This window comes from Pseudomonas sp. B21-053, from assembly GCF_026016365.1.
Classification (GTDB): Bacteria; Pseudomonadota; Gammaproteobacteria; order Pseudomonadales; family Pseudomonadaceae; genus Aquipseudomonas; species Aquipseudomonas nunensis.
Map to the genome: position 1 here is coordinate 3,518,402 of NZ_CP087205.1, position 25,583 is coordinate 3,543,984.

Consider the following 25,583-nt stretch of genomic DNA (forward strand, 5'->3'; position numbering starts at 1 on the left):
CCTCTTTTTGCTTGCCGGATTCATCCTTATGTTTGCCTAAAATGATTCATGATCGCCGTAACACGGTGTGGGTGATGTCGGCCGATGCTAGGCTTGACCGTGGTACTCAAGGCAAAAGAGAAGCCCATGTTCAAGTATGAATCGCCCAAACCATCGGCGACTCCGACGACGGTGGAGGCGTTGGCGCGTGTCATCGGAAGATTTGCCCAAAACGACGGTGATCACGCCACGGTCATTCCCGGCTTGACCTTCCATCGCCGCAAGGCACCCACCGCGCCGCTGCACTGCATCTATGGCGTGGGGCTTGGCGTCGTCGTGCAGGGCGGCAAGCAGGTCACGCTTGGAGAAGAGGTGGCGCACTACGGGCCGGGCCAGTCCATGCTGACGACGATCGATCTCCCCGTACTGGCGCACATCATGCACGCGACCACGCGCGAGCCGTTCCTCGGCATGATGCTGACGCTGGACATGCGCCTGATCATGCAGATCGCTTTGGAGCTGGAACTGTCGCAACCGGGCAAGGGTAGCTCCTGCCAACCGGTCACCATCGAAAAGCTCGATGGCGCCTTGGGTGATGCCCTGGTCCGTCTCGTCAATCTGCTGGACGAGCCGCAGGTGATACCTCAGTTGGCCCCGTTGATTCGACACGAGATCACCGTTCGCCTCCTCACAGGCCCGCACGGCGCACAACTGCAGCACTTGGTCGCGGCGGGCTCACCGAGCCAGCAAATCGCCAAGTCGGTAGCGTGGCTCAAGCAGAACTTCAGAGAGCCGCTGCACGTCGACGAGTTGGCTGAGCGTGCGCGCATGAGCCCTTCAACTTTTCGTCAGCACTTTCGCGCCATCACCGGGATGAGCCCGCTGCAGTTCCAGAAGCAACTGCGGCTGCAGGAGGCGAGGCAACTGATGCTCAACCAGAACCTCGATGCCGGCTACGCGGGCGGGCTCGTTGGATACGAAAGCGCCTCTCAGTTCAACCGTGAGTACAGCCGCCTGTTCGGCGCACCGCCTCAACGTGATATCAAACGCATGCGACTGAGTTGATTGCACCGAGTGGCAGAGACGCCGCGTGGCGATAAGCCAGAAGTGGCTCTCGAATCGTCTGCTGAGGCAGCTTCCACCACTCTGAACTCTGACGCGACCAGTACGAACGCGCCCATCGCGCTGGGCACTTCTGAGCTGATGGCCGCGACGGCCCTGTCCAGGCTGTCTTGATGGCGGCCGTTGAGAATCACCAGCGCGCCGCTGTCTGCCGGATCCTTGGCTATCGCGAAGCCGATGTTGCTGCTGGAGCCCGTCACGAGCGCATGTGGCTCTCGAACCAGTCGAGGACGAGCTGCGGGTTTCGCCCGAAATAGTTGTAGCCCTCGAAGCGCTTGTCCGTCTCTTCAATCCAGAACAGCTTCTTGTCCTTGGATGAGATCAGGTCATAGATCTCCTGCACGTTGGACTGCTGGGTCAGGAAGTCCCGCCGCACCTGGGACACGAACGTCGGAATGGTGACCGACCGCGAGTACTCGATGGGCCATACATCGGCGAGGTGGTAGCCGGTGCGCTTGTGGAAGGCGGCATCGAACCGTGCGACGCCGTTGGGAATCTTCTGACTCTCGACGGCGGTCTGGACGAACACCGCCGGCGATACCGGCTGCAGCGCGATCATCGCCCTGATATGCGCGAACTCCTTGGGGTGTTTGTGCATGCCGACGATGGTGGCGTTGGCACCCAGGCAACGGCTGTACAGCGCGGTCTTCAGTTTGCGGGTATCGGGCCGCGACTTGGCGTAGCGCATCGAGCCGATCACGTCGCGGTACTCCAGTATCCCGTGACCGTTGACGCCGCCGCTGCCCATGCCGCTGCGGCCATGGTTGCGCATGTCGTAGGTCAGGATGTTGTAGCCGGCGTCGTGCAGGATCTTGTACTCGGGCAGGAAGTTCACCTCGAAGCCGCCGAAGTCCTGCCACGGGGCCAGGTGGCCGGGATAGCCGTAGCGGTTGCACGGCATCGGGTGGTTGAAGATCAGCAGCCGGTCCGAATTGCCGGGGATGAACCAGCCCTCGATGGTCACGCCGTCCATCGCGGGAAAGAAGATCTCTTCGTACTCCATGCCGTACTCGTTGGGCCACCGCAGGATGGGCGTGCGGGTCGAGTGGGCCATGAGATCGGCCATGCCATTGATGAAGGCATCAGTGCCGGCATCGGTGGCCGCGGCGGCTGGTGCGGCGGCCTGGCTTTGCGCCGCACCCACGCCGGACGCAGCCATGGCCAGCAAGGGGAGGGAAGCCAGCGATGCACTGGCCTTCAGAATCTGCCGGCGACTATGGGATGAGGCGCCTTCCTGCAGAGCGGGAGAGTTGTCCGGATTGCTCATGGTGGATTCCTTCGATGTAGGTGAGAGATCGGTGCTGGATGAGGCGCGTTCACCCGAGGCGCGGTCAAAACCGCAGCACGAAGGGCATCACGGCTTCTGCGTCGGCGCGACGAAGCCTTCGGTGATGACGACCGAGCCTTCTGTGGACTCGATGCGCAGCCTTCTGGCGGCGGTGTATTCCGGCGAGTTGTAGAACCGCTGGGCGTCGGCCAGGCTCGGGAACTCCGCGATGGCCATCACCATCTTGGGCTTGCCCTCCACGGCGGTGGCGTTCATGTTGAACACGATGATCTTGCCGCCGTACCTGGGGGCCAGCGGCCCCGCGGCATCCATGTACCGCTGGAATCCGGCCTGGTCGGTGATCGTGTAGTTGGCGATCATGTAGCCGGGCGGCTGTGCGTAAACCGTTGCAGAGAGTGCCATCGCCATGACGGCGGCTGCGGTGAGGATGTATTTCTTCATTGGAGTTGGGTCCACTGCATTGAGGTCAAGATTGAGGTCAAGCGCCAGAGCGGCGGTTGGCGCAGCGATTCGGTGAAGCCGTTCACGCCGAACTTGGTCATGTTGTAGACGCCGTAGTTGGCCCGGGCCTACGCGTCATGCGCCAGGGCGCTCGACAGTGCGCGATTGGCATTGGCCTGCTCGGCCAGGGTCTTGGACTTAACCTCGAAGGTCTGCACCGCATCGGCACCGCCGGGGAAGCGGAGCGGCGGTTGCTCGCGCCCCGCGAGTTGCACGATGGCGTTGGCGAGCTTGGCCGGATCTCCCGGCTGCTTGCCGTCCATGCCCTTCCACGCCGTGACGGTCTCCCGCGTGCGCGGGGCGTAATCATCAATCGAGGGTTCCGCGTACGTGGTTGAGGCCGGGGTCAGCAGTTCGGTGCGAAAGAAGCCGGGCTCCACCAGCATCGTACGGATGCCGTAGGGCTCGATTTCCGGGATGAGTGACTCCGTCCATCCTTCGATGCCGAACTTTGCGGCGGAATACGCCGTGCAGAACATGCCGCCGGTGATGCCGCCGCTCGAGGAGATGTTGAGCAGCAGCCCCGAGCGCTGCTTGCGCATCACCGGCAACGTGGCACGGGCGACGTTCATGGGGCCGAACAGCAGGGTCTCGATCTGGCTGCGAACCTGATCCGGGCTGAGCTCTTCGAAGAAGCCCGCGTAGAAGTTGCCCGCGTTGTTGACCAGGACATCGATCCGGCCGAACCTGCCCACGGCCGCCTCGACCGCAGTGTGGGCCTCTTCCGGACGGGTGACATCGAGCCTGACGGTGAGCAGGTCAGGGTGGTTGCCCAGCGCCGCCGCGACCCGTTGCGGATTGCGCCCGGTAGCCACGACCGCATGGCCGGCAGCCAGTGCCGATCTGGCGATCGCCAAGCCCAGGCCCCGGCTGGAACCGGTGATCATCCACACCTTTTTGCCTGCCCCTCGAAGCGCTTGCGCTTGCGCGCCGGTTGCGGTTGCAGTCGCGGCCGACGCACTCGCAGCCAAACCAGGCAGCAAGGCAGCGGCCGTCACGACCAGGCCGGCCTTGATGAATTCCCGGCGTTCACGGCCTGCTGCGTCGTCGGATTCGACTTGGTCTGTGGGTAGATTGCTCATGGTGAGGGCTCCTTGGGTTGATGGCCAGGCCTGGATGGTGGGCGTGGTCGGCAATGCAGGGGTGGGCGCAGGGCGGGACCGAAGCGTCATGAAGTCATCCACATGCGTTGCACGGGTTGATGTTGCGAACGATCGCGTCAGCCGTCGTAGGCAAGCGAGGACGACAACGCGCGATGCGCCTCGGCCTGATCGAGCAGCGTCTTGGCCTTGGCCTCGAAGGTCTGCACGGCATCGGCGCCAGCGGCGAAACGCGTCGGCGGTTCATCTCGTCCCGCGAGCTGCACGATGGCGGCCGCAAGCTTGGCCGGGTCGCCGCCCTGCTTGCCGTCCATGCCGCTCCAGGCCGCGACGATCTCACGCGTGCGCTGGGCGTAGTCGTCGATGGCCGGCTCGGCGTAGGTGGTGGAGTCGGCGCTCAGCAGTTCGGTGCGAAAGAACCCCGGTTCCACCAGCATCGTGCGGATACCGTAGGGCTCGATCTCGGGAGCCAGGGACTCGGTCCAGCCTTCGATACCGAACTTGGCGGCCGCGTAGGCGGTGCAGAACATACCGCCGGCAATGCCCGCGGTCGAAGAGATGTTCAGCAACAGGCCGGAGCGCTGCTGGCGCATCACCGGCAGCACGGCACGGGTGACGTTCATCGGACCGAACAGCAGGGTCTCGATCTGCTTGCGCACCTGATCCTGGCTCAGCTCTTCGAAGAAGCCTGCGTAGAAATTGCCCGCGTTGTTGACCAGAACGTCGATCCGGCCGAACTTGCCGATGGCGGCCTCGGCCGCGGCCTGGGCATCCTCGGGACGGGTAACGTCGAGCTGGACGGTGAGCAGATCGTCATGCTCGCCAATGGCCGCGCCGACCTTGGCGACATCGCGGCCGGTTGCCACCACGGCATGTCCTGCGGCCAGCGCCGACTTGGCGATCTCGGTGCCCAGCCCGCGGCCAGCGCCGGTGACGAGCCAAACCTTCTTGTCAGTCATGGGGGTAACCTCTTTTAACGATTACCCATTGTTGCCCGTCATTTCATTGAATTGGGTGCACGTTACGCAGCATTTATTGCCCAATATGATTTCTCGCGAAGATTGTATGAACAGTTATCGGCGTGCTTCGACGCGCGCGGCGAATGCATCGGTGCCGTCGAAAGCAGCCGATAGGCTTCTTCGCTCATGGGCTTGGACATGCCGCCGGTCTTGCTGTCGGGCCAGACGACGCGCCGATTCTCCAGATCGACCCATTCCCATTCGAGCGTGACGATTTCGGAGCGGCGGGCGGCGGGCGGCAAACTCGAATTGCAGACGGATCGCCAGCGGACGTAGTTCTCTCGCCTAAGTCCTTGATAAACCTGCTGTAGCGGGCTGTGGCGTAGTCCAGCGAAATGCGGTACTGGAGTCATCCTGAGTTAAAAAAGGTCGCGGACCGCGCGGATCGTTGCTATCGCGCTGTGGTCAAACTGCCAGTAAACTCCGTCTCTATTCCTGAACCACTCTTTTCCAGAGGTTTTGCATGACACTCAGTCCTTTTGCGGGCAAACCGGCACCGGCAGAATTGTTGGTCGACATCCCGCGACTGGTAACGGCTTATTACACCGGCCAGCCTGATGCCAACATCTCTACACAGCGCGTCGCCTTTGGCACGTCCGGTCACCGTGGCAGTTCGTTCGACTTGAGTTTCAACGAATGGCACGTTCTGGCGATCAGCCAGGCCATTTGCCTGTACCGTGAAGCCCAAGGCATCGACGGCCCGCTGTTTGTCGGTATCGACACTCACGCGCTGTCGACCCCGGCCGGTGCCAGCGCCCTCGAAGTGTTGGCCGCCAACGGCGTCACCGTGATGATCGCCGAGGGCGACGAGTACACGCCGACCCCGGCCATCTCCCATGCAATTCTTTGCTACAACCGTGGCCGCACCTCAGGCCTGGCGGACGGCATCGTCATTACGCCGTCCCACAACCCGCCACAAAGCGGCGGCTACAAATACAACCCTACCAATGGCGGCCCGGCCGACACCCACATCACCAAGTGGATCGAAGCCAAGGCCAACGAACTGCTCGGCAACAAGCTGGCCGGCGTCAAGCGCATCAGCTACGAGCAGGCATTGAAGGCCAGCACCACCCATCGCCACGACTACGTCAACACCTATGTCGCCGACCTGATCAACGTGATCGACTTCGACGCCATTCGTGACGCCAAGCTGCATCTGGGGGTCGATCCGTTGGGCGGAGCAGGGGTGCGCTACTGGTCGGCGATTGCCGAGCATTACCGCCTGGATCTGGAAGTGGTCAACACCGAGGTCGATCCGACCTTCCGTTTCATGACCGTCGATTGGGACGGGCAGATCCGCATGGACCCATCGTCCACCCACGCCATGCAAGGCCTGATCGGTCTGAAAGATCGTTTTGACGTGGCCTTCGGCTGCGACCCTGATCACGATCGTCATGGCATCGTCACTCCGTCCGGCGGCCTGTTGGCGCCGAACAACTACCTCGCAGTGACCATCGACTACCTGTTCCTGAACCGCCCGCACTGGCGTGCGGATGCTGGCGTGGGCAAAACCGTGGTCAGCAGTGGTTTGATCGATCGCGTGGCCAAGCGCCTGGGTCGTCGTCTGTACGAAGTGCCGGTCGGCTTCAAGTGGTTTGCCGATGGCCTGTTCGACGGCTCCCTGGGCTTTGGTGGCGAAGAGAGCGCTGGCGCTTCCTTCCTGCGCAAGGACGGTGGTGTCTGGAGCACTGACAAGGACGGCCTGATTCCGGCGCTGTTGGCGGCAGAAATGACCGCTCGCACCGGTCGCGACCCAAGCCAGGCCTATCGCGCATTGACTGACGAGTTGGGCGAACCGTTCTCGGTACGAGTGGATGCCAAGGCCAACCCTGAGCAGAAAGCGCTGCTGAGCAAATTGTCGCCGGATCAGGTCACTTCGACCCAACTGGCTGGCGAAGCGATCCAGAGCATCCTCAGCCATGCGCCGGGTAACAACCAGGCAATCGGTGGCTTGAAGGTCATGACCGAGAACGGCTGGTTTGCGGCGCGTCCGTCGGGTACTGAAGACATCTACAAGATCTATGCGGAAAGCTTTATCAGCGACGAGCATCTCAAGCAGCTGGTGGCTGAGGCTCAGACCCTGGTGGATGGCGCTATTACTGCGAAGTGATTGACGGCCCCTTCGCGGGCAAGCCTCGCTCCTACAGAGGATGATCGTTCACAAATCATGTGATCGACACCGCCCTGTAGGAGCGAGGCTTGCCCGCGAAGGCGGCAGCACGAACGCAAAAGAATCCAAATCAAACAAAAAGGGCGACCACAAGGTCGCCCATTTTTTTTGCCTGGTATTTAAGCCAGATCTACCAACACGATTTCACTGTCCTCAATCGCCGTCACACGCAACACCTGCTCATCGGCGACTGCTACACCGTCTCGAGCTTGTGCACGCAAACCATTGACTTCAATCACACCGGTGGCCGGAACCAGATAGGCACGACGCCCGTTATCCAGGTGATACTCCGCCGATTCCCCAGCCTTCAGATTCGCCGCCACCAATCGCGCATCAGCGCGAATCCGCAGGCTTTGATCATCGCCAGCCTTGCCGCTCGCCAAGGTCACGAAACCTTCGCGCTGACCTTTCGGGAAAGGCTTGGCGCCCCACGACGGTGCCGAACCAGCCTCGTTGGGGATGATCCAGATCTGAAAAATCCGGGTCTCGGTGGCTTCCAGGTTGTACTCGCTGTGGGCGATCCCGGTGCCGGCGCTCATGACTTGAACATCACCTGCTTCGGTACGGCCCTTATTGCCCAGGTTGTCCTGGTGGGTAATCGCACCTTCACGCACATAAGTGATGATTTCCATGTCACGGTGCGGATGCTGTGGGAAACCGGTGCCCGGGGCGATCACGTCATCGTTCCAGACCCGAAGGTTGCCCCAGTTCATGCGTTTCGGGTCGTGGTACTCGGCGAACGAAAAGTGGTGATGGGCATCCAACCAGCCATGATGGGCGCCGCCCAAGGTATTGAAAGGTCTGAGTTCAAGCATGATCGTCTCCTGAAAAGGTTCGTCATGGGGCGGTGCGCCTGAGCCACGAAACAAGAACCGGTGGTTGATGGCGAGCATCATCTATCAGCCGATGATCGATAAAAAGCGTAAAAAGTGCTTCAAAACAATCTAATAAGTTGATGTTAAATAACCTCGAAACATTCTCATCCAGCCTTCACTTCATCGCCTAAACCAATGACCTGTAAGCATTTCACTAGAACTCAACGGCAAATGCAGACACCATAGCCCTCAACAGCCTCACACCCTGGAGTCCGTCCGCGTGCCGCAACACACCCCCGATCTCCCACCTGAACTTCGTCCCCTCACTGAGATGCCTTGGCTCAAGCGCCTGGCCGCCCGATTTTTCGGGTATGGCTTGACCCAAATGCGCGCGCAACACCGTGCGTCATGGCTGCACGGGCAAGCTGACGGCTTTCGCAGCGGTCACAGCGCCGGGGTGGATTACGGCTTCAAGGAAGGCAAGCTCGAAGGGCTGGAAGAAGGCCGGCAGGTGTTGTTGATCCGCGACTCGCGCTCCACCGAGCACCGACCGCCGAATGTCGATGACAACCTGTTCGATGATTGGCGGCTGCCGTTGAATGCCGAGATCAAGAAACGCATGAAGGCCGATGTCGCGCGACTGCTGCCTGCTCATGCTCAGCCCAGCGTTGCGCAATGGAAGATGATCTTCAGCGATACACCTTCGACCTCGGTGATCGCCGGTGCGGGCGCAGGCAAGTCGACGACCCTGGTGCTGCGCATTCTGTTGCTGACCCACTATTTAGGGTTCGAATTGAGTTCGATGACTGTGGTGACTTTCACCCGCGAATCGCGCAAAGACTTCATCAACAAACTGATCGAGCTGTTTGGCTTGTGGGGCCGGACGCTCGGCCTTAAAGACGCCCGGGACCTGATGCGCACCTTTCACTCGCGGATTCTGCCGATGGTCCGTAGCTTGCCGGGGTTCGAACGCCTGCAAGCTTTCGAAAATCTCAGCAATCGCCCACAAAACGGCGACGAGGAGGTCGACAGCAATCCCTTCGACCTGCGAATCAACGACGCCCAGCGCCAGCAGCTCAATGCTTGTTATCACGCCTTGTTTACCAACAACGAACGCTTCCGTGAGCTGATCCTGCCGTTATCCCGTCACGCCTTGCAGCTCAAGGAGCTGGAGCGCGATCACCCGGATGTACAGAAGCGCGTGGCCGTGACCGAACTGGCGGCCAAGCGCGATGAAGAACTCTGTGACACGATTGAAGACCTGTGGTTTCGCGCGGGCGCCTGGCCGATCAAGGGCATCGAGCCGAATCGTCAGACGTTCGATATCAACGGCTCGACCTTTCATTGCCATGGCTACATTCCAAGTCTGGATGCCTGGCTGGTGTTGGGCTTCGATCCTCGGGAAAACCCGCAAGTCAGCCGTCCGAATGCCAAGCTGACGGTGCGCGCCGAGTGGGCAGCAAAGCGCACCCTGTTTCAAGCTTTCTGTCGTAAGCCTTTGATATGGTTAGATTCATACGAGTCGTCAAAGCGGGTTTTGGCCTCGTTGGCCGGGGATGCCAGTGCCGGGCCGGGGTTCGATTACAAGGTCAAGGGTGAGCTGGGCTCCTCGCCGCTGCTCGACTGTTTCGTCGCTGCCGCCGGGTTTATCGAGAACCTGGGGCTGGACGTGCCAGATGCCGTGGGCCGTATGAATTTCGCCAAGGACGACCCGGACCGGTTTTTCTTTGAAGCCTTGAGCCTGTTCTGGCGCGCCCTGGAAGATCATTTGCTTGATCAGAAACCGCCGGTGATGACCTACAACCGGATGTTTGCCCTGTTCAGCGAACATTCGCCCGAAAACCTGAAACTGTTGAGCGACGAGCTGCTCCGGCCGCTGTCGCACCTGATGATCGACGAATTTCAAGACGTATCGCCGCAGATTGTCTCCTGGATTCGCGCCAGTCTGGCCGAGATCCGCAGTCGTGGTCCGGCGATGCATGTAGGGCGTGGTGCGCAGCGTTCCTCGTTGCTGTGTGTCGGCGATGATTGGCAGTCGATCTATGGCTGGCGCGGCAGTTCGCCGACGTACTTCATGGAGTTCAACAAGGAATTCCCGTCGCCGAGCACCACTCGGGTCATGCTCAGCGACAATTACCGCAGTCATCAGCACATCATTGATGCCGCCGAACACATCGTGCGAGCCGCGCCAGCCATCCCTGGCAAAAAGGCAAAAGCCAGCGGGGAATCCAAGGCGCTCCAGCCGGTGAACGTGCTGGACCGCGATGACCAGGGCATGGCGCAGCGGCTGATGGAACACTACCGGCGCGGTGATTCAATCTTGATGCTTTATCGAAAAAGTAGCGATAAGTTGTTGATAGAACAGCACATTCAGTCAGTAGTTAATGTTGATTCTAGCTTGCCGTACGACGCTCGCCGGCTCAAGCAATTGACCTATCACAGCGCCAAAGGGCTTCAGGCGGACGCTGTGTTCTTGCTGGGCGATTGCCAGCATCTGACCAGCTCGCCTTACAAGAACCAGGTGTATCGCATGGCCGGACTGGGCAAGGCTGGGGACAGCGAGGCTTATGACACCGCGCAGAAAGACGAGATTCTGCGGTTGGCTTATGTCGGGATCACCCGGGCGGTGAGTCATTGCTACTGGTACGTCGATGGCCAGGACGGCCAAGCCGTCAATATGCCCAAGGCGTCCGACAAGGTCGGTAAGGGCAAGGCATTCTTTGCGGATCATCGGCAAGTTCAAAAAACGGTGTGATTTGTAAAGATCGCAGCCTTCGGCAGCTCCTACAGGTGTACTCAATTCCCTGTAGGAGCTGTCGAAGGCTGCGATCTTTTGATCTTCCACCCACAAAAAAGCCCACATCCTGTGGGCTTCTTGTTATCTGCCATCAACCTCAGGCATAACTCCTGAGCGCCACCGGCGGAATGAACGTTTCGAGTTCATCTTCCACCGCTTCGATTATTCGTTCTACATCCGCGGCATTCATCACGGTCGCGCAAGGAATGCCGGCAATGGCGATCATGGTTTCGCCACTGGCACGGTCAAAAAGACGGGCAATCATGCTGCCCGGCGCGTCCATGCTCGCCTCGAAACCCATGGGATGAAAATGCCAGCGCATCAGCTGGCAGGCGTTTGGAAAGGTGACTTTGCTGAATGACCCTTTGTTCATGTGTTGCCCGCCTTAGTCATCGAGCGCTTCCTTTAGCTCATGTGAGGAGGGGTAGAACCTTCAATGGTTCAACCGGTGAATGCATTTAAAAGTAGCATCCAGATGTGAAAACCATGTGGATTTTTTCAGTCCGTTTAGCGATTGGTTCGATTTTTTTTGATATGGGTCACGCCTCGGGCATTCATCGCCAAAAGGCCATCATTGCTCGGCCATTGAAGCCGAGGCCCAAGTTGGGCAAGCTCGGTTTATTTCACAGAGCCCTTTATGCACGCCGATGATGATGGTCCGCTGCAAACCCACGCCACGGGCGAGACGGTCATGCGCTACCACCTGTGCTGGAAACACCGGGACCTGGAAGGCGTCATGGCGCTGTATCACCCGGACATCCAGTACAGCGACTATTTCCAGAACCGCGTGATGGGCCTGGACGAATTGCGCGAGTACGTACGCGACAGCATGCCGCGCAATCCCGGCGAAGCGCTGGAGCATTCGGATCGCATTCGCCTGGACGGCAATACCGCGTTCATTCAATACCAGATGACCCTGCGCGGCACCGATGGGCTGGTGTCGTTTCGCTCCAGCGAAGCGATCACCGTGCGTGACGGCTTGATCTGGCGTGTTAACGAATACGCGTCGCTGGTGCGTGAACAGCCGCCGAGTAAAACGCCGAATAACCTGCGTCCGGCGGCCAGCCGGCTTGGATTGTCACCGCGCCAACTGAGCTTTATGGCCGAAGACCTGCAGCAGTATTTTCAGCGCCAGCAACCTTACCTGGACCCCGAACTCGATTTGCAGCGGGTGGCGAAGGAGTGCGGTTACAGCCGCAATCAGATTTCCTACCTGCTCAACCAAGTGCTTGGGCAAAGCTTCTATCGCTACGTCAACCAGGCGCGCCTGCAGCATTTGCTCGCGGCGCTGGACCAGGCCATGCCACCATTGCGGGTCGATGAGCTGGCGTTTGCCGCTGGCTTCAACTCGCTGTCGGCGTTCTACAGTTGTTTCCGTCAGCACACCGGCCAATCGCCCAAGGCCTACGTCAAACAAATTTCTTTGCGTGCACGCGCGCAAGACAGCCTCTGAGGTCACGCTCTAGGATCGACGCCATCGAAGTTTGAGTGGTGGAGTCTGGTATGCCGGCGTGGCGCAACATCAGTTTATGGATGGATCAACTCGACGAGCCGTTGCTGGCGCGTCCCGCCTTGGAACAGGACCTGGACGTCGACGTTGCCATCATCGGCGCTGGCTACACCGGGCTGTGGACCGCGTACTACCTCAAGCGCCTGGCCCCAGGCCTTGAGATCGCCATCGTCGAGGCGCAAACCGCCGGTTTTGGCGCCTCGGGCCGCAATGGCGGCTGGCTGATGGGCAATCTGCTGGGTGAGGACCGCTTGCTCGCCGGGCTCTCGCCCGAACAACGCCGCGCTTCGTTTGAGCTGCTGCACAGCATTCCCGATGAAGTAGAGATCGTCCTCGAACGCGAAGGCATCGACTGCGATTACCGCAAAGGTGGCGTTCTGTATTGTGCGGCGCGGTATCCAGAGCAGGAGGCCGGCCTGCGCAGTTATCTGGACAAACTGCACGGCCAGGGCCTGACCGAAGACGATTACCGCTGGCTCAGCCCCGAGCAATTGGCGCAACAGATCAGAATCGCCAAGCCTTATGGCGGTATCTATGCACCGCACGTGGCGACCATTCACCCGGCAAAACTGGTGCGTGGCCTGGCTCGGGCGGTGGAGCGTATGGGCGTCAAGATCTATGAGAACAGCCCGGTCACTCAGTGGCAGTCCGGCAGTTTGCGCACGGCCAAAGCTCAGGTGCGCAGTCGCTGGATTGTGCCTGCGGTAGAAGGCTACGCCGTCACGCTGCCGCCCCTGGGACGTTATCAATTACCGGTACAGAGCCTGATTGTGGCCACCGAGCCATTGTCCGCCGCGACGTGGGACGAAATCGGCTTGAGCCGTGGCCAGGCCTTCGGCGAGAGCAGCCGCCAGGTCACCTACGGCCAGCGCACCGCCGATAATCGCCTGGTGTTCGGCGCTCGGGGTGGCTATCAGTTCGCGGGTAAATTGCGCCATGACTTCGACCTGACCACCAGCGAAGTCGAGTTGCGCCGTTACCTCTTCGTCGAACTGTTCCCGCAACTCAAGAACGTGCGCATCACCCACGCCTGGGGCGGCAATTTGGGCATGTCCCGACATTTCAAGCCGCACATGCTCTGCGATCGGGCCACTGGCATCGCGTTGTCTGGCGGTTATGGCGGGGAGGGTGTCGGTGCCAGCAATTTGGGCGGGCGAACCCTGGCCGATCTGATTCTGGAGCGCGATACCGAGCTGGTGCGTCAGCCTTGGGTCATCCCGCAGGGCGGCCTCAATGCGCTGAAAGCCTGGGAGCCGGAACCCTGCCGCTGGCTGGGCTACAACGCGATCATCCGCAGCTTCGTCCACGAAGACCAGACTCTTGCAAACCCGGCCACCGCACCCTGGCGGCGCAAACTCGCCAGCGGCGTGGCGGGGTTCATGGAAGGTTTCATGCACTAAACAGCGTTCTTTCTCATCGACAGGTACTCCCATGGGCATCACGCAATTCAAGAACACCGCCACCCTGAAACTGGACGAATCCAACCCCGTCGCCGTGCCATTGGGAACCCCAGTGGCGGTGGCCTCGACCACCAGCGTCGAGCGCGACGACGGCGTCGAAACCGGCGTCTGGGAATGCACTCCCGGCCGCTGGCGCCGGCAAATCGTGGCCCAGGAGTTCTGTCACTTCATTCAGGGCCGCTGCACCTTTACCCCTGATGGCGGTGAAACCCTTCACATAGAAGCCGGCGATGCACTGATGTTGCCAGCCAACAGTCTCGGTATCTGGGATATCCAGGAAACCGTGCGCAAGACCTACGTTTTGATTTTTTGATTTTGATCTTTTGATTGCCTGCCAATAACAATAGCCCCTACAGGAATCGACTCATGATCCGAAAGACACTGACCCTGGCGCCCCTTGCACTCGTCGCGACCCTCGGCCACGCGGCCGAAACAGTCAAAATCTACAACTGGTCGGACTACATCGCCCCGGACACCACCAAGAACTTCCAGAAAGAAACTGGTATCGGCTTCACCTACGACGTCTACGACAGCAACGAAACCCTCGACGGCAAGTTGATGACCGGCAAATCCGGTTATGACGTGGTGTTTCCGTCCAACCACTTCATGGCCCGGCAGATTGAAGGCAAGGCCTTGAAGAAACTCGACAAGAGTCAGTTGCCGAACTGGAAAAACCTCAACCCGGTGCTGCTCAAAGCCTTGCAGACCAACGATCCGGGCAACGAACACGGCTTCCCGTATCTATGGGGCAGCACCGGCATCGGCTACAACATTGCCAAGGTCAAAGCCGTGCTGGGCGACAACGCGCCGGTGGATTCCTGGGACTTGATCTTCAAGCCAGAAAACATGCAGAAACTGCAGAAGTGCGGCGTGGCCATCCTCGACAACGGCCCGGAGCTGCTGCCGGCAGCGCTGAATTACCTGGGCTTGCCGCACCACAGCAAAAATCCCGAAGACTATAAAAAAGCCGAAGCACTGCTGCTGAAAGTCCGGCCGTACGTGAGCTATTTCCACTCGTCCAAATACACCAGTGACCTGGCCAACGGCGACATCTGCGTAGCGGTCGGTTTCTCCGGCGACATCCTGCAAGCGGAAAACCGCGCCAAGGAAGCCAAGAACGGCGTCGACATCGGCTACTCGATTCCCAAGGAAGGCGCCGCCATCTGGTTCGACATGGTCGCCATGCCCGCCGACGCCCCGGACGACAAGGCCGGCTACGCCTTCATGAACTACCTGCTGCGCCCGGACGTCATGGCCAGCATCAGCAACTACGTGCACTACGCCAATGGCAACGCACAGGCCGACAGCCTCATTGAACCGGCGATCAAGAACGATACCAAGGTCTATCCGAGCCCGGAAATGATGGGGAAATTGTTTGCGCTTGAGGCGATGCCGCTGAACATTGACCGGATTCGGACACGGGTGTGGAACAAGATTCGGACGGGGAGTTGAGGCAACGCTCTTGTGCAGAGTGACCTGCGTTAACGCCGGCCAGCGGCGGGGATGAGCCCGCAATCCTTGTGGGAGCGGGCTTGCTCGCGAAAGCGGATTTACATTCAGCGCACGTGTTGCCTGCCAATCAGCTTTCGCGAGCAAGCCCGCTCCCACAGGTACTGAGTTCGGTTTCTGAATGTGCGCTATGTCTACCGCTCCTATTCACTAAGTATTTAATTTAGTTGATGGCAATGCACTGGCACTCATATTAATAAGTTCAACAAAGTGAGACGCTCTCGACAAAAAGCAACTTACCCCTATTTAATATTTAAATTTGAAATTGTCAGACAATTCGCCCATCCCCCGCGCACTAAAAACTATATTCCAACCCCATCCCCCTTATTTCCGGGCACTTGCTGGAACACAACAATTTGACCTTGAAAAAGTAGTAGACGTTTGATTTCAAATTGTGTCAGGTTTCTTACGCCTTCATTGGGCGAGTGATAGGACGATCTCGCCAGAGATTGTCTCTGTCTGACAAAAACTGTTCCATTGCTTAACAAGGAAGTGTGTTTATGTCGAAAGTAAAAGCCAAGGCTATTGATTCCGCCGAACTGGCCTTCCAGCCACTGCAAGCACTGGCCGCGCCGAGTTCTGCGTTCAACCAGATCAATAGCTTCAGCCATCAGTACGACCGGGGTGGCAACCTCACGGTCAATGGCAAACCCTCCTTCTCGGTGGATCAAGCCGCGACTCAACTGCTGCGTGACGGTGCCGCCTGGCACGATCTCAACGGCAGCGGCAAGATCGAACTGACCTACACCTTTCTGACGTCCCAGACCTCGAATTTCAGCGGCTTGGGCGTCACCGGTTTCAGTCAGTTCAGCGCCCTGCAAAAAACCCAGGCCGTGCTCGCCATGCAATCCTGGGCCGATGTGGCCAAAGTCACCTTTGCCGAAGCGGCCAAGGGCGGCGACGGGCACATGAGCTTCGGCAACTACAGCGGTGGTCAGGACGGCGCAGCGGCATTTGCATTCCTGCCGGGCACCGAGCCGGGTTATGACGGCCAGTCCTGGTACCTGACCGGCAGCGGCTACAACGTCAACAAGACCCCGGGCGTGAACAACTACGGGCGTCAGACGCTCACTCATGAAATCGGCCACACCCTGGGCCTGTCTCACCCTGGCGACTACAACGCCGGCGAAGGCAACCCGACCTACAACGACGCGTCCTACGGCCAGGACACCCGTGGCTACAGCCTGATGAGCTACTGGAGTGAAAGCAACACTAGCCAGAACTTCAGCAAGGCCGGCGTTGAAGCCTATGCTTCCGGCCCGCTGATGGACGATATCGCGGCCATCCAGAAGCTCTACGGCGCCAACACTGAAACCCGTACCGGCGACACCACCTACGGCTTCAACTCCAACGCCGGTCGTGACTTTCTGAGCGCTTCGTCGTCCGCCGACAAACTCGTGTTCTCGGTCTGGGATGCGGGCGGCAAGGACACCCTGGATTTCTCAGGTTTTACCCAAAACCAGAAGATCAACCTCAATGACGCCTCGTTCTCCGACGTTGGCGGCCTGGTAGGTAACGTGTCCATCGCCAAGGGCGCAATCATCGAAAACGCCATCGGCGGTTCGGGCAACGATCTGTTGATCGGGAACAGCGTCGCCAACGAACTGAAGGGCGGTGCCGGCAACGACCTGATCTACGGCGCGGGCGGTGCGGACAAACTGTGGGGTGGTTCGGGTTCGGACACCTTCGTGTTTGCCGCCAGCACTGATTCCAAGCCAGGTGCAGCCGATCAGATCCTCGATTTTGTCAGCGGCCTGGACAAGATTGACCTGACCGGCATCACCAAAGGCGCAGGCGTGCACTTCGTGAATTCGTTCACTGGTGCGGCAGGCGACGCAGTGTTGACCTCGTCGGGTGGCAACAGCCAACTGGCAGTGGACTTCTCCGGGCACGGCGTGGCTGATTTCCTCGTCAGCACCGTTGGCCAGGCAGCAACCACGGACATCGTGGCCTGATCCAGGGCGAAAAGGAGCGCGGCGCGTCATGCGCCGCGCTCTGTCCTTGCATCCGTGCCTGCGGTGGGTGAGGCTACACCCCGGAGTAAAAAGTCCTATGACCCATAACGCCGTTACCTACAAAGCAACCGCGTGGCTATTGGCGACGCTGATGATGTTTTTTGGAGATGTAGCCATGGCAAGCAGCCTGAAATTAGCGGACCCCTCGGAACTGGCAGGCCTTTGGCAAGCCACCCTTAACGCCCCGCAAGACACTGCTGAGTCCCAGGCATTGCAGGACAAGCCGTCGAACGTTTGCAGCATCGATTTCCAACCAAAGCAGACCCTGGGTGACGGCGCCGAATGCCTCAGCGCCTGGCTGGAAGAACCGGCGATTGGCTGGTTCACCGAGCCCGACGGGATCTCGATCACCGGTAAGGAAGGCTCAAGAATTGTGTTTTTCAGCCGACAACGCGAAGGGCTCTATACAAGCACTTTGAAGTCAGGACTGATCATTACGCTCAAGCGCTCGGCGCATTAAGCATAATTACAAGATCGACGCACTGAACGCTGGATATAAAGCCCATCAATGCAGTTATAGGCGGCGAATCAATAACCCTGACTCTCGTTTGATCTGAAAGAGTTGTTATTCATTTGTAAGCACTAACTAGCAAAGAAGGCCTGGGCTCACGTGCAGGCAGTTAATTGAAACCTCGTCAAAGATTGACGAGTACTAACATCTCAGGAAAAACCAATGAAGATGGCGAAGGCCCCAGGCACCGCACCCTTATTCAAGGCACTGGGCGACTATAAGAGCATCCTGATCAGCGTCGGTTGTTTTACTGCACTGATTAACGTGCTGATGCTGGTTCCCTCCATCTATATGCTCCAGGTGTATGACCGGGTGCTGTCTTCGCAAAACGAAACGACGCTGGCGATGCTGTCATTGATGGTGGTCGGGTTTTTCGTGTTTATCGGAATGCTCGAAGTCGTGCGCAGTTTTATCGTCATCCGCATCGGCAGCCAATTGGAGCGCCGCTTTAACCTGCGGGTCTACCAGGCCGCGTTCGAGCGCAATCTGTTCAAGGGCGAGGGCAACGCCGGGCAATCCCTCGGGGACCTGACCCACATTCGCCAATTCGTCACCGGCCCCGCGCTGTTCGCCTTCTTCGATGCGCCGTGGTTCCCGGTGTACCTGTTTGTGATTTTCCTGTTCAACGTGTGGTTGGGCGTGTTGGCCACGGCCGGCGCGGTGCTGCTGATCGGCCTGGCGTGCCTCAACGAGGCGATGACCAAAAAGCCCCTGGGCGAAGCCGCCGGGTTCTCGCAGAAGTCCAGCCAACTGGCCACCAGTCACTTGCATAACGCTGAAACCATCCAGGCCATGGGCATGCTTGGCGTCTTGCGCAAGCGCTGGTTCCAGGTGCATTCGCGTTTCCTGGGCTTGCAGAATCAGGCGAGCGACACCGGTGCGGTGATCAGCTCCCTGAGCAAAACCCTGCGCCTGTGCCTGCAATCGCTGGTGCTGGGGCTGGGCGCATTGCTGGTGATCAAGGGTGACATGACCGCCGGGATGATGATTGCCGGTTCGATCTTGATGGGCCGCGTCCTGAGCCCCATCGATCAACTGATTGCCGTGTGGAAGCAATGGAGCGGCGCCAAACTCGCCTACCGCCGCCTCGACGCGCTGCTGCAAGCTTATCCGCCCAGCGACGAAGCCATGGCGCTGCCGGCACCGAAAGGCCAGATCACTTTTGAGCAAGTCAGCGCCGGCCCGCCGGGCCAACGTGCGGCGACCTTGCACATGGTCAACTTCAGCCTCGGCGCCGGTGAAGTGCTGGGCGTGCTCGGTGCTTCGGGCTCCGGCAAATCGACCCTGGCCCGAGTGCTGGTCGGCGTCTGGCCCACCCTCGGCGGCACAGTGCGCCTCGACGGCGCCGACATCCATCGCTGGAACCGCGACGACCTCGGCCCGTACATCGGCTATCTGCCCCAGGACATCGAATTGTTCAGCGGCAGCATCGCCGAGAACATCGCGCGTTTCCGTGATGCCGATCCGCAGAAAGTCGTGGAAGCGGCGCAACACGCCGGCGTCCACGAACTGATCCTGCGCATGCCGCAAGGCTACGACACCGTGCTCGGCGAAGACGGCAGCGGTTTGTCCGGCGGCCAGAAACAGCGCGTGGCCCTGGCCCGTGCGTTGTACGGCAACCCGAGCCTGGTGGTGCTGGATGAACCCAATTCCAACCTCGACACCGTCGGCGAAGCGGCATTGGCCGGCGCCATCGCGCACATGAAAGCCAGGGGCACCAGCGTGATTCTGGTGACCCATCGCTCCTCGGCACTGGCCCAGGCAGACAAGTTGTTGGTGCTCAACGACGGTCGCTTGCAGGCTTACGGCCCAAGTCAGGAAGTGCTCAAGGCACTGTCCGGCAATCAATCGGCAAATCAGGAACAGAAAGCGGCGCAGGCACCGGGCGGGCTCAGCATGAGCCGGCAGTATCAGCCCACGACAAGGAATTCGGGTGTATGAGCAGCGCACGCATGAACACTGAAAACGAAGCAACGATGGAACACGATTACATCGCCGAGCGCCCGGAACGCGACGCCAAATTCTTCGCGCGCATGGGCTGGATCCTCGCGATCGTCGGCGCCGGCAGTTTCTTCACTTGGGCCAGCCTCGCGCCGCTCGATCAAGGGATTCCGGTGCAGGGCACCGTCGTCGTATCCGGCAAGCGCAAAGCCGTGCAATCGATTGGCAATGGCGTGGTCAGCCGGATTCTGGTGCGCGAAGGCCAAGTGGTTAAGCAGGGCCAGCCGCTGTTCCAGCTCGACCAGACCCAGGCCGCCGCCGACGTCGATTCGTTGCAGGCGCAATACCGCATGGCGTGGGCCAGCGTGGCGCGTTGGGAAAGTGAGCGCGATAACCTCAAGCAAGTGACGTTCCCCGCCGAGTTGAGCAAGGACGCCGATCCACGTTTGGCATTGGTCCTCGAAGGCCAGCGCCAACTGTTCAGCAGCCGCCGCGAAGCCTATGCCCGTGAACAGGGCGGGTTGCGCGCCAATATCGAAGGCGCCAGCGCGCAACTGGCCGGCATGCGCCGTGCGCGAACCGACCTTACGGCTCAGGCCAACTCGCTGCAACAACAGCTGAGCAACCTGCAACCGCTGGCGGACAACGGCTACATTCCGCGCAACCGCTTGATGGAATATCAGCGCCAACTCTCGCAAGTGCAGCAACAACTGGCCGAGAACACCGGTGAAAGCGGTCGGGTAGAGCAGGGCATCCTCGAAGCGAAACTCAAGCTGCAACAGCACATCGAGGAGTACCAGAAAGAAGTCCGCACGCAACTGGCCGACGCTCAGCTCAAGAGCGTGACCCTGAAGGAGCAACTGACTTCCGCCGGGTTCGATCTGCAACACCGCGAGATCATCGCCACCGCTGACGGCATCGCCGTAAACCTCGGCGTGCACACCGAAGGCGCAGTGGTCCGCCAGGGTGAAACCCTGCTGGAGATCGTCCCGCAAGGCACCACCCTGGAAGTGGAAGGGCACTTGCCGGTCAACCTGATCGACAAGGTCGGCACGCACTTGCCGGTAGACATTCTGTTCACCGCGTTCAACCAGAGCCGCACCCCGCGAGTACCGGGTGAAGTCAGCCTGATTTCCGCCGACCAGATGATCGACGAGAAAACCGGCGCGCCGTATTACGTGTTGCGCAGCAGCGTCAGTGACCAGGCCATGGAAAAACTCCACGGGCTGGTGATCAAGCCTGGGATGCCAGCGGAAATGTTCGTGCGCACCGGTGAGCGTTCACTCCTCAACTATTTGTTCAAGCCGTTGCTCGACCGGGCAAACTCCGCGTTGACCGAGGAATAAGGATGTTCGGTTGTATGAATAAGCTTTCCATGCTCGGGGCAGTCCTGGCGTTACTGACTTGCAACAGTGCGATGGCCCTGGGGCCGTTTGAAATCTACGAACAGGCGTTGCGCAATGATCCGGTGTTCCTCGGCGCCATCAAGGAGCGGGATGCCGGACTGGAAAACCGCATCATTGGCCGCGCCGGGCTGTTGCCCAGGATCGGTTACAACTACAACAAAGGTCGCAACTCGTCCAAGGCCACCGCCCTGAATGAACGCGGGCAGAACCAGACCGATGACCGCAACTACAGCAGTTACGGCTCGACCCTGAGCCTGCAACAACCGTTGCTCGACTACGAGGCTTATGCGTCATACCGCAAAGGCGTGGCGCAGTCGCTGTTCGCCGACGAAACCTTCCGCGGCAAGAGCCAGGAATTGCTGGTGCGGGTGCTGGAGAACTACACCAAGGCGTTGTTCGCCCAGGATCAGATCGATATCGCCCTAGCGAAGAAGAAGGCGTTCGAGCAACAGTTCCAGCAGAACGAACAGATGTTCCGCCAGGGCGAGGGCACGCGCACCGATATTCTTGAAGCCGAGTCTCGTTATGAGTTGGCCACGGCCGAGGAAATCGAAGCCCGGGATGAGCAGGACGCGTCATTGCGAGAGTTGGGCGCGTTGATCGGCGTGCCGGCGCTCAACATCGGCGACCTGTCACCGCTGGACCAGAACTTCCAGACCTTCGCCCTGACCCCGGCCAATTACGACACCTGGCACGAAATGGCCGTGGCCAATAACCCGAACCTGGCTTCGCAGCGCCAGGCCGTGGAAGTGGCGCGCTACGAAGTCGAGCGCAACCGCGCCGGGCACCTGCCGAAAGTCAACGCGTACGCCACGGTGCGGCAGAACGAGTCGGAAAGCGGCAACACCTACAACCAGCGTTACGACACCAACACCATTGGTATTGAAGTCAGCGTGCCGCTGTATGCCGGCGGTGGGGTGTCGGCCATGACCCGTCAGGCCAGCCGCACGATGGAGCAGGCCGAGTACGACCTCGACGGCAAGACCCGCGAAACCCTGATCGAACTGCGTCGCCAGTTCAGCGCCTGTTTGTCGGGCGTGAACAAGCTGCGCGCCTATCAAAAGGCCCTGGCTTCCGCTGAAGCGCTGGTGGTCTCGACCAAGCAAAGCATCCTTGGTGGCGAGCGGGTCAACCTCGATGCGCTGAACGCCGAACAACAACTATTTACCACCCGCCGCGATTTGGCTCAGGCACGCTACGACTACCTGATGGCATGGACCAAGCTGCATTACTACGCCGGGACGTTGAACGAGCAGGATCTGGCGAAGGTTGACGAGGCGTTTGGCCAAGGCCCGAAATCCCGATAAATGTCACAAGGAAAGATCGCCTATCCCCGTAGGAGCTGCCGAAGGCTGCGATCTTTTGATTTTCCAGCGATCTTGCAAACGTCAAAAGATCGCAGCCTGCGGCAGCTCCTACAAAAATAAAAAAGCGAGAAAGACATGGACGTACAGATCAAGCCGATTTCGGTCGGCACGCTATTGCTCCTGGTTTCGGCCATCCCCGCACCCGCCCAGGCCCAATACCTTGAAACCGGCAAGCCAGGCGACGCCGCCAGTTGGCGTTCGGCCGAGTTCCAGCGCGACTGGGGGCTGGCGCGCATGCAGGCCGATCAAGCCTACGCCGCCGGCATCACCGGCAAAGGCGTGATCATCGGTGAACTGGATTCCGGCTTCGATTCCGCCCACCCCGAATTCGCCAAAGACCGTTATCACGCGGTCACGGCCAGCGGCAGCTACGTCGATGGCACGCCGTTCAACGTTAACGGTGCGCTCAACGCCAACAACGATTCCCACGGCACCCACGTCGCCGGCACGATCGGCGCCTCCCGCGATGGCACCGGCATGCACGGCGTGGCGTACAACGCGCAACTCTATGTGGCCAACACCAACAAGACCGACAGCTTCCTGTTCGGCCCGAATCCCGATCCGCGCTATTTCAAAGCGGCGTACGACGCGCTGGCGGATGCCGGCGTGCGTGCGATCAACAACAGCTGGGGCAGTCAGCCGCCGGATGTCAGCTATCGAACCCTCGACGACCTGCACGCGGCCTACGCCCAGCACTTCAACAAAGACACCTGGCTGGATGCCGCCGCCGACGTGTCCCGTCGCGGTGTGATCAACGTGTTCAGCGCCGGCAACAGCGGCTATCCCAACGCCAGCGTGCGTTCGGCGCTGCCGTACTTCCAGCCAGATCTGGAAGGCCATTGGCTGGCGGTGTCGGGGCTCGATCAAGGCAATCTGCAGAAGTACAACCAGTGCGGGATCGCCAAGTACTGGTGCATCACCACCCCCGGCGCGAAGATCGACAGCACCATTCCCGATGGCGGTTATGCGATCAAGTCCGGCACCTCGATGTCCGCGCCGCACGCCACGGGTGCTTTGGCGCTGGTGATGGAACGCTACCCGTACATGAACAACCAGCAGGCGCTGCAAGTGCTGCTGACCACCGCGACCCAGCTCGACGGTTCGATCACTGATGCGCCGAATGCCCAAGTCGGCTGGGGCGTCGCTAACCTGGAGCGGGCGCTGCACGGGCCGGGGCAATTGCTTGGCGCGTTCGACGCCAATCTGGAGGCAGGGCAGAGTGATGTCTGGAGCAACGGCATCAGCGACAAAGCGTTGATCCAGCGCCAGGCCGAAGACGCCGCCGAACACAGCGCCTGGCAACAAACTCTCAGGGATAAAGGCTGGGAAAACGGCGTGGCGGCCGGTGCCAGTCAACAAGACCAGACCGACTACGCGGTGGGCACAGCGCGGGATACCGCAGCGGCCACCCGTGTCTATGAAGGCAGCCTGATCAAGTCCGGCGCCGGTCGCTTGATGTTGACGGGCGACAGCACCTATCGCGGACCGACCACGGTTAACGGTGGTCTGTTGGCGGTGAACGGTTCGCTGACATCGGCGGTCACCGTCAATGACAGCGGGATCCTCGGCGGCAATGGCCGTATTGGCGCACTCACCGCGAAAAGCGGCGGTACCGTGGCGCCGGGCAATTCCATCGGCACCTTGCAAGTGGCCGGCGACGTGGTCTTCGAGCGCGGTTCGACCTACGCCGTGGAACTGTCACCGACCAGCAGCGACCAGATCGTCGCGGGTGGCCAAGCCGTGATCGATGGCGCCACCGTGAGCCTGTCCCTGGAAAACAGCCCGACCTTGCTCAGCGCCCAACAAGTGCAAAGCCTGCTCGGCCATCAGTACAACATCCTGCAAGCGGGCGGCGGCATTCAGGGCCAGTTCGGCGCAGTGTTGCCCAATTACCTGTTTATCGGCGGCAGCCTCGATTACGCGGCAACCAGCGTTCAGTTGAACGTGGAACGCAATGCCACGAGTTTCGCCAGCGTCGGTCAAACCCCGAACCAGCGCTCCGTTGCCAGCGCCGTGGAAGGCTTGGGCGCGGGTAATCCGGTCTACGAAAGCCTGTTGCTGTCGGCGTCCGCCACGTCTGCGCAACAGGCGTTCCAACAACTGTCGGGGGAAATCTACCCCGCACTGGGCTCGGTGTTGATCAACGACAGCCGTTATCTGCGTGATGCCGTGGGTGAGCGCCTCAATGACGCCAAAGGTGTGCAAAGCAACGGCTGGATCAAGGCCCTCGGCGCGTGGGGCAAGACTGATGATCGCCACGACACGGCGGGCTACACCACTTCGATTGGTGGTTTGCTGGCCGGTGTCGATGGCGCCGTGGATGAGCAAACCCGGATCGGTCTGGTCGCCGGTTACAGCGATAGCTCGGTGAACATGGGTTCAGGCACGCATTCCTCGGCACAGGTCGACAGCTATCACCTGGGCGCCTATGCCGGCCACGAATTGGGTGCCTGGCGCCTGAGCGCGGGCGGTGCCTACAGCTGGCATCGCGCCGATGTGAAACGTGACCTGCAATACGGCGATGTCAGCGCCAAGCAGAAAGCCAAGGTCGATGCGGCCTCCACCCAGGTGTTCGGCGAAGCAGCGTATCGCTTGAACCTGCATCCGCTGGCGCTGGAGCCGTTCGCCAATCTGGCCTACGTGCACCTCGACACCGAAGGTTTCACCGAAAAGGGTGATGCCGCCGCACTCAAGAGCCATGGCGACACCCGCGATGCAGTGCTCAGCACATTGGGCTTGCGAGCGTTGAAAACCGTAAACCTCTCCGGCCAGCAACAACTGGACCTGAGCGGCAGCCTCGGCTGGCAGCACAACCTGAGCAGCGTCGATTCCGAACAACACTTGGCGTTTGCCAGCGGCGGCACGGCGTTCGCGGTGGAAAGTTCCCCGTTGGTGCGCGATGCCGCACTGGTGGGCGCGCATGCCAGTCTCGCGCTGAGCCGCGACATTCGCCTGAACCTCGACTACACCGGGCAACTGGCCAGCCGCGAGAAAAGCCATGGCGTGGGGCTGAGCCTCAATTGGCAGTTTTAAGACATTAACCAGTGGCTGTGCCGGACTGGATCTCCCGGCT

Annotated in this window: 20 protein-coding genes and 1 pseudogene; 13 read left to right on the forward strand and 8 right to left on the reverse strand. The window is 60.2% G+C overall.

What is annotated here, in order from left to right; genetic code table 11:
- The first annotated feature begins 126 nt into the window (after nucleotides 1-126).
- The gene (locus LOY68_RS16145) at nucleotides 127-1,044 is read left to right on the forward strand and encodes an AraC family transcriptional regulator (protein ID WP_265045712.1); all 918 of its coding nucleotides are present in this window, start codon (nucleotides 127-129) and stop codon (nucleotides 1,042-1,044) included.
- Here LOY68_RS16145 and LOY68_RS32260 read toward each other — a convergent pair.
- From LOY68_RS32260 to LOY68_RS16170, 6 genes and pseudogenes are all read right to left on the reverse strand, one after another.
- Nucleotides 1,011-1,301: a hypothetical protein gene (locus tag LOY68_RS32260; protein WP_413787184.1), complete on the reverse strand. Its 291-nt coding sequence runs from the start codon at nucleotides 1,299-1,301 to the stop codon at nucleotides 1,011-1,013. The two genes, LOY68_RS16145 and LOY68_RS32260, sit on opposite strands and share 34 nt — an antisense overlap.
- Nucleotides 1,298-2,368: an alpha/beta hydrolase family protein gene (locus LOY68_RS16150; protein WP_265045713.1), complete on the reverse strand. Its 1,071-nt coding sequence runs from the start codon at nucleotides 2,366-2,368 to the stop codon at nucleotides 1,298-1,300. The genes LOY68_RS32260 and LOY68_RS16150 overlap by 4 nt, the downstream gene beginning before the upstream one ends.
- A gap of 87 nt (nucleotides 2,369-2,455) precedes the next feature.
- Nucleotides 2,456-2,830 (reverse strand): DUF1330 domain-containing protein, encoded by a 375-nt coding sequence (locus tag LOY68_RS16155; protein ID WP_265045714.1) that lies wholly within the window; start codon nucleotides 2,828-2,830, stop codon nucleotides 2,456-2,458.
- A 128-nt stretch (nucleotides 2,831-2,958) separates the two neighbouring features.
- Nucleotides 2,959-3,972: an SDR family oxidoreductase gene (locus LOY68_RS16160; protein ID WP_265045715.1), complete on the reverse strand. Its 1,014-nt coding sequence runs from the start codon at nucleotides 3,970-3,972 to the stop codon at nucleotides 2,959-2,961.
- 137 nt (nucleotides 3,973-4,109) lie between these two features.
- Nucleotides 4,110-4,949, reverse strand: a complete 840-nt coding sequence (locus tag LOY68_RS16165) for an SDR family oxidoreductase (protein ID WP_265045716.1) — start codon at nucleotides 4,947-4,949, stop codon at nucleotides 4,110-4,112.
- 149 nt (nucleotides 4,950-5,098) lie between these two features.
- A pseudogene (locus LOY68_RS16170) lies at nucleotides 5,099-5,279 on the reverse strand (integrase); the annotation flags it as partial.
- Nucleotides 5,280-5,472: 193 nt separating this feature from the next.
- Between LOY68_RS16170 and pgm the strand changes: the two are divergent.
- A complete protein-coding gene (gene pgm / locus LOY68_RS16175) occupies nucleotides 5,473-7,119 on the forward strand; it encodes a phosphoglucomutase (alpha-D-glucose-1,6-bisphosphate-dependent) (RefSeq protein WP_265045717.1) in 1,647 nt (548 codons plus the stop codon).
- 179 nt (nucleotides 7,120-7,298) lie between these two features.
- On the opposite strand, the gene LOY68_RS16180 is transcribed toward pgm, so the two are convergent.
- The gene (locus tag LOY68_RS16180) at nucleotides 7,299-7,994 is read right to left on the reverse strand and encodes a pirin family protein (RefSeq protein WP_265045718.1); all 696 of its coding nucleotides are present in this window, start codon (nucleotides 7,992-7,994) and stop codon (nucleotides 7,299-7,301) included.
- A gap of 280 nt (nucleotides 7,995-8,274) precedes the next feature.
- Between LOY68_RS16180 and LOY68_RS16185 the strand changes: the two genes are divergently transcribed.
- Nucleotides 8,275-10,749 carry a UvrD-helicase domain-containing protein gene (locus LOY68_RS16185; RefSeq protein ID WP_265045719.1) on the forward strand — a complete coding sequence of 825 codons (2,475 nt, stop codon included), beginning with the start codon at nucleotides 8,275-8,277 and terminating at the stop codon, nucleotides 10,747-10,749.
- A 139-nt stretch (nucleotides 10,750-10,888) separates the two neighbouring features.
- On the opposite strand, the gene LOY68_RS16190 is transcribed toward LOY68_RS16185, so the two are convergent.
- Nucleotides 10,889-11,164: a DUF1652 domain-containing protein gene (locus tag LOY68_RS16190; protein ID WP_054046061.1), complete on the reverse strand. Its 276-nt coding sequence runs from the start codon at nucleotides 11,162-11,164 to the stop codon at nucleotides 10,889-10,891.
- Between the two features lie 264 nt (nucleotides 11,165-11,428).
- On the opposite strand from LOY68_RS16190, the gene LOY68_RS16195 reads away from it, so the two are divergent.
- From LOY68_RS16195 to LOY68_RS16240, 10 genes are all read left to right on the forward strand, one after another.
- Nucleotides 11,429-12,244: a helix-turn-helix transcriptional regulator gene (locus LOY68_RS16195; protein ID WP_265045720.1), complete on the forward strand. Its 816-nt coding sequence runs from the start codon at nucleotides 11,429-11,431 to the stop codon at nucleotides 12,242-12,244.
- Nucleotides 12,245-12,294: 50 nt separating this feature from the next.
- Nucleotides 12,295-13,701: an NAD(P)/FAD-dependent oxidoreductase gene (locus tag LOY68_RS16200; RefSeq protein WP_265045721.1), complete on the forward strand. Its 1,407-nt coding sequence runs from the start codon at nucleotides 12,295-12,297 to the stop codon at nucleotides 13,699-13,701.
- 31 nt (nucleotides 13,702-13,732) lie between these two features.
- Nucleotides 13,733-14,074, forward strand: coding sequence for a cupin domain-containing protein (locus tag LOY68_RS16205; protein ID WP_163910107.1), 342 nt, complete (start codon nucleotides 13,733-13,735; stop codon nucleotides 14,072-14,074).
- A gap of 53 nt (nucleotides 14,075-14,127) precedes the next feature.
- Nucleotides 14,128-15,213: a polyamine ABC transporter substrate-binding protein gene (locus tag LOY68_RS16210; RefSeq protein WP_265045722.1), complete on the forward strand. Its 1,086-nt coding sequence runs from the start codon at nucleotides 14,128-14,130 to the stop codon at nucleotides 15,211-15,213.
- 557 nt (nucleotides 15,214-15,770) lie between these two features.
- Nucleotides 15,771-17,225 (forward strand): serralysin family metalloprotease, encoded by a 1,455-nt coding sequence (locus LOY68_RS16215; protein ID WP_265045723.1) that lies wholly within the window; start codon nucleotides 15,771-15,773, stop codon nucleotides 17,223-17,225.
- Between the two features lie 97 nt (nucleotides 17,226-17,322).
- Nucleotides 17,323-17,745: an AprI/Inh family metalloprotease inhibitor gene (locus LOY68_RS16220; RefSeq protein ID WP_163910446.1), complete on the forward strand. Its 423-nt coding sequence runs from the start codon at nucleotides 17,323-17,325 to the stop codon at nucleotides 17,743-17,745.
- A 213-nt stretch (nucleotides 17,746-17,958) separates the two neighbouring features.
- A complete protein-coding gene (locus tag LOY68_RS16225; protein ID WP_163910111.1) occupies nucleotides 17,959-19,737 on the forward strand; it encodes a type I secretion system permease/ATPase in 1,779 nt (592 codons plus the stop codon).
- Nucleotides 19,734-21,083 carry an HlyD family type I secretion periplasmic adaptor subunit gene (locus LOY68_RS16230; protein ID WP_163910112.1) on the forward strand — a complete coding sequence of 450 codons (1,350 nt, stop codon included), beginning with the start codon at nucleotides 19,734-19,736 and terminating at the stop codon, nucleotides 21,081-21,083. The genes LOY68_RS16225 and LOY68_RS16230 overlap by 4 nt, the downstream gene beginning before the upstream one ends.
- A 2-nt stretch (nucleotides 21,084-21,085) precedes the next feature.
- Nucleotides 21,086-22,450: a TolC family outer membrane protein gene (locus LOY68_RS16235; protein ID WP_265045724.1), complete on the forward strand. Its 1,365-nt coding sequence runs from the start codon at nucleotides 21,086-21,088 to the stop codon at nucleotides 22,448-22,450.
- A 135-nt stretch (nucleotides 22,451-22,585) separates the two neighbouring features.
- Complete coding sequence (locus LOY68_RS16240) at nucleotides 22,586-25,543, forward strand: autotransporter serine protease (protein WP_265045725.1); 2,958 nt, start codon at nucleotides 22,586-22,588, stop codon at nucleotides 25,541-25,543.
- Nucleotides 25,544-25,583 lie beyond the last annotated feature (40 nt).

Coding starts and splice junctions, on each gene's coding strand:
- LOY68_RS16160 (WP_265045715.1), bottom strand. CDS start 3,972: ATGAGCAATCTACCCACAGACCAAGTCGAATCCGACGACGCAGCAGGC.
- LOY68_RS16240 (WP_265045725.1), top strand. CDS start 22,586: ATGGACGTACAGATCAAGCCGATTTCGGTCGGCACGCTATTGCTCCTG.
- LOY68_RS16225 (WP_163910111.1), top strand. CDS start 17,959: ATGAAGATGGCGAAGGCCCCAGGCACCGCACCCTTATTCAAGGCACTG.
- LOY68_RS16230 (WP_163910112.1), top strand. CDS start 19,734: ATGAGCAGCGCACGCATGAACACTGAAAACGAAGCAACGATGGAACAC.
- LOY68_RS16145 (WP_265045712.1), top strand. CDS start 127: ATGTTCAAGTATGAATCGCCCAAACCATCGGCGACTCCGACGACGGTG.
- LOY68_RS16150 (WP_265045713.1), bottom strand. CDS start 2,368: ATGAGCAATCCGGACAACTCTCCCGCTCTGCAGGAAGGCGCCTCATCC.
- LOY68_RS16180 (WP_265045718.1), bottom strand. CDS start 7,994: ATGCTTGAACTCAGACCTTTCAATACCTTGGGCGGCGCCCATCATGGC.
- LOY68_RS16210 (WP_265045722.1), top strand. CDS start 14,128: ATGATCCGAAAGACACTGACCCTGGCGCCCCTTGCACTCGTCGCGACC.
- LOY68_RS16215 (WP_265045723.1), top strand. CDS start 15,771: ATGTCGAAAGTAAAAGCCAAGGCTATTGATTCCGCCGAACTGGCCTTC.
- LOY68_RS16165 (WP_265045716.1), bottom strand. CDS start 4,949: ATGACTGACAAGAAGGTTTGGCTCGTCACCGGCGCTGGCCGCGGGCTG.
- LOY68_RS16200 (WP_265045721.1), top strand. CDS start 12,295: ATGCCGGCGTGGCGCAACATCAGTTTATGGATGGATCAACTCGACGAG.
- LOY68_RS16195 (WP_265045720.1), top strand. CDS start 11,429: ATGCACGCCGATGATGATGGTCCGCTGCAAACCCACGCCACGGGCGAG.
- LOY68_RS16235 (WP_265045724.1), top strand. CDS start 21,086: ATGTTCGGTTGTATGAATAAGCTTTCCATGCTCGGGGCAGTCCTGGCG.
- LOY68_RS16220 (WP_163910446.1), top strand. CDS start 17,323: ATGACCCATAACGCCGTTACCTACAAAGCAACCGCGTGGCTATTGGCG.
- pgm (WP_265045717.1), top strand. CDS start 5,473: ATGACACTCAGTCCTTTTGCGGGCAAACCGGCACCGGCAGAATTGTTG.
- LOY68_RS16190 (WP_054046061.1), bottom strand. CDS start 11,164: ATGAACAAAGGGTCATTCAGCAAAGTCACCTTTCCAAACGCCTGCCAG.
- LOY68_RS16205 (WP_163910107.1), top strand. CDS start 13,733: ATGGGCATCACGCAATTCAAGAACACCGCCACCCTGAAACTGGACGAA.
- LOY68_RS16155 (WP_265045714.1), bottom strand. CDS start 2,830: ATGAAGAAATACATCCTCACCGCAGCCGCCGTCATGGCGATGGCACTC.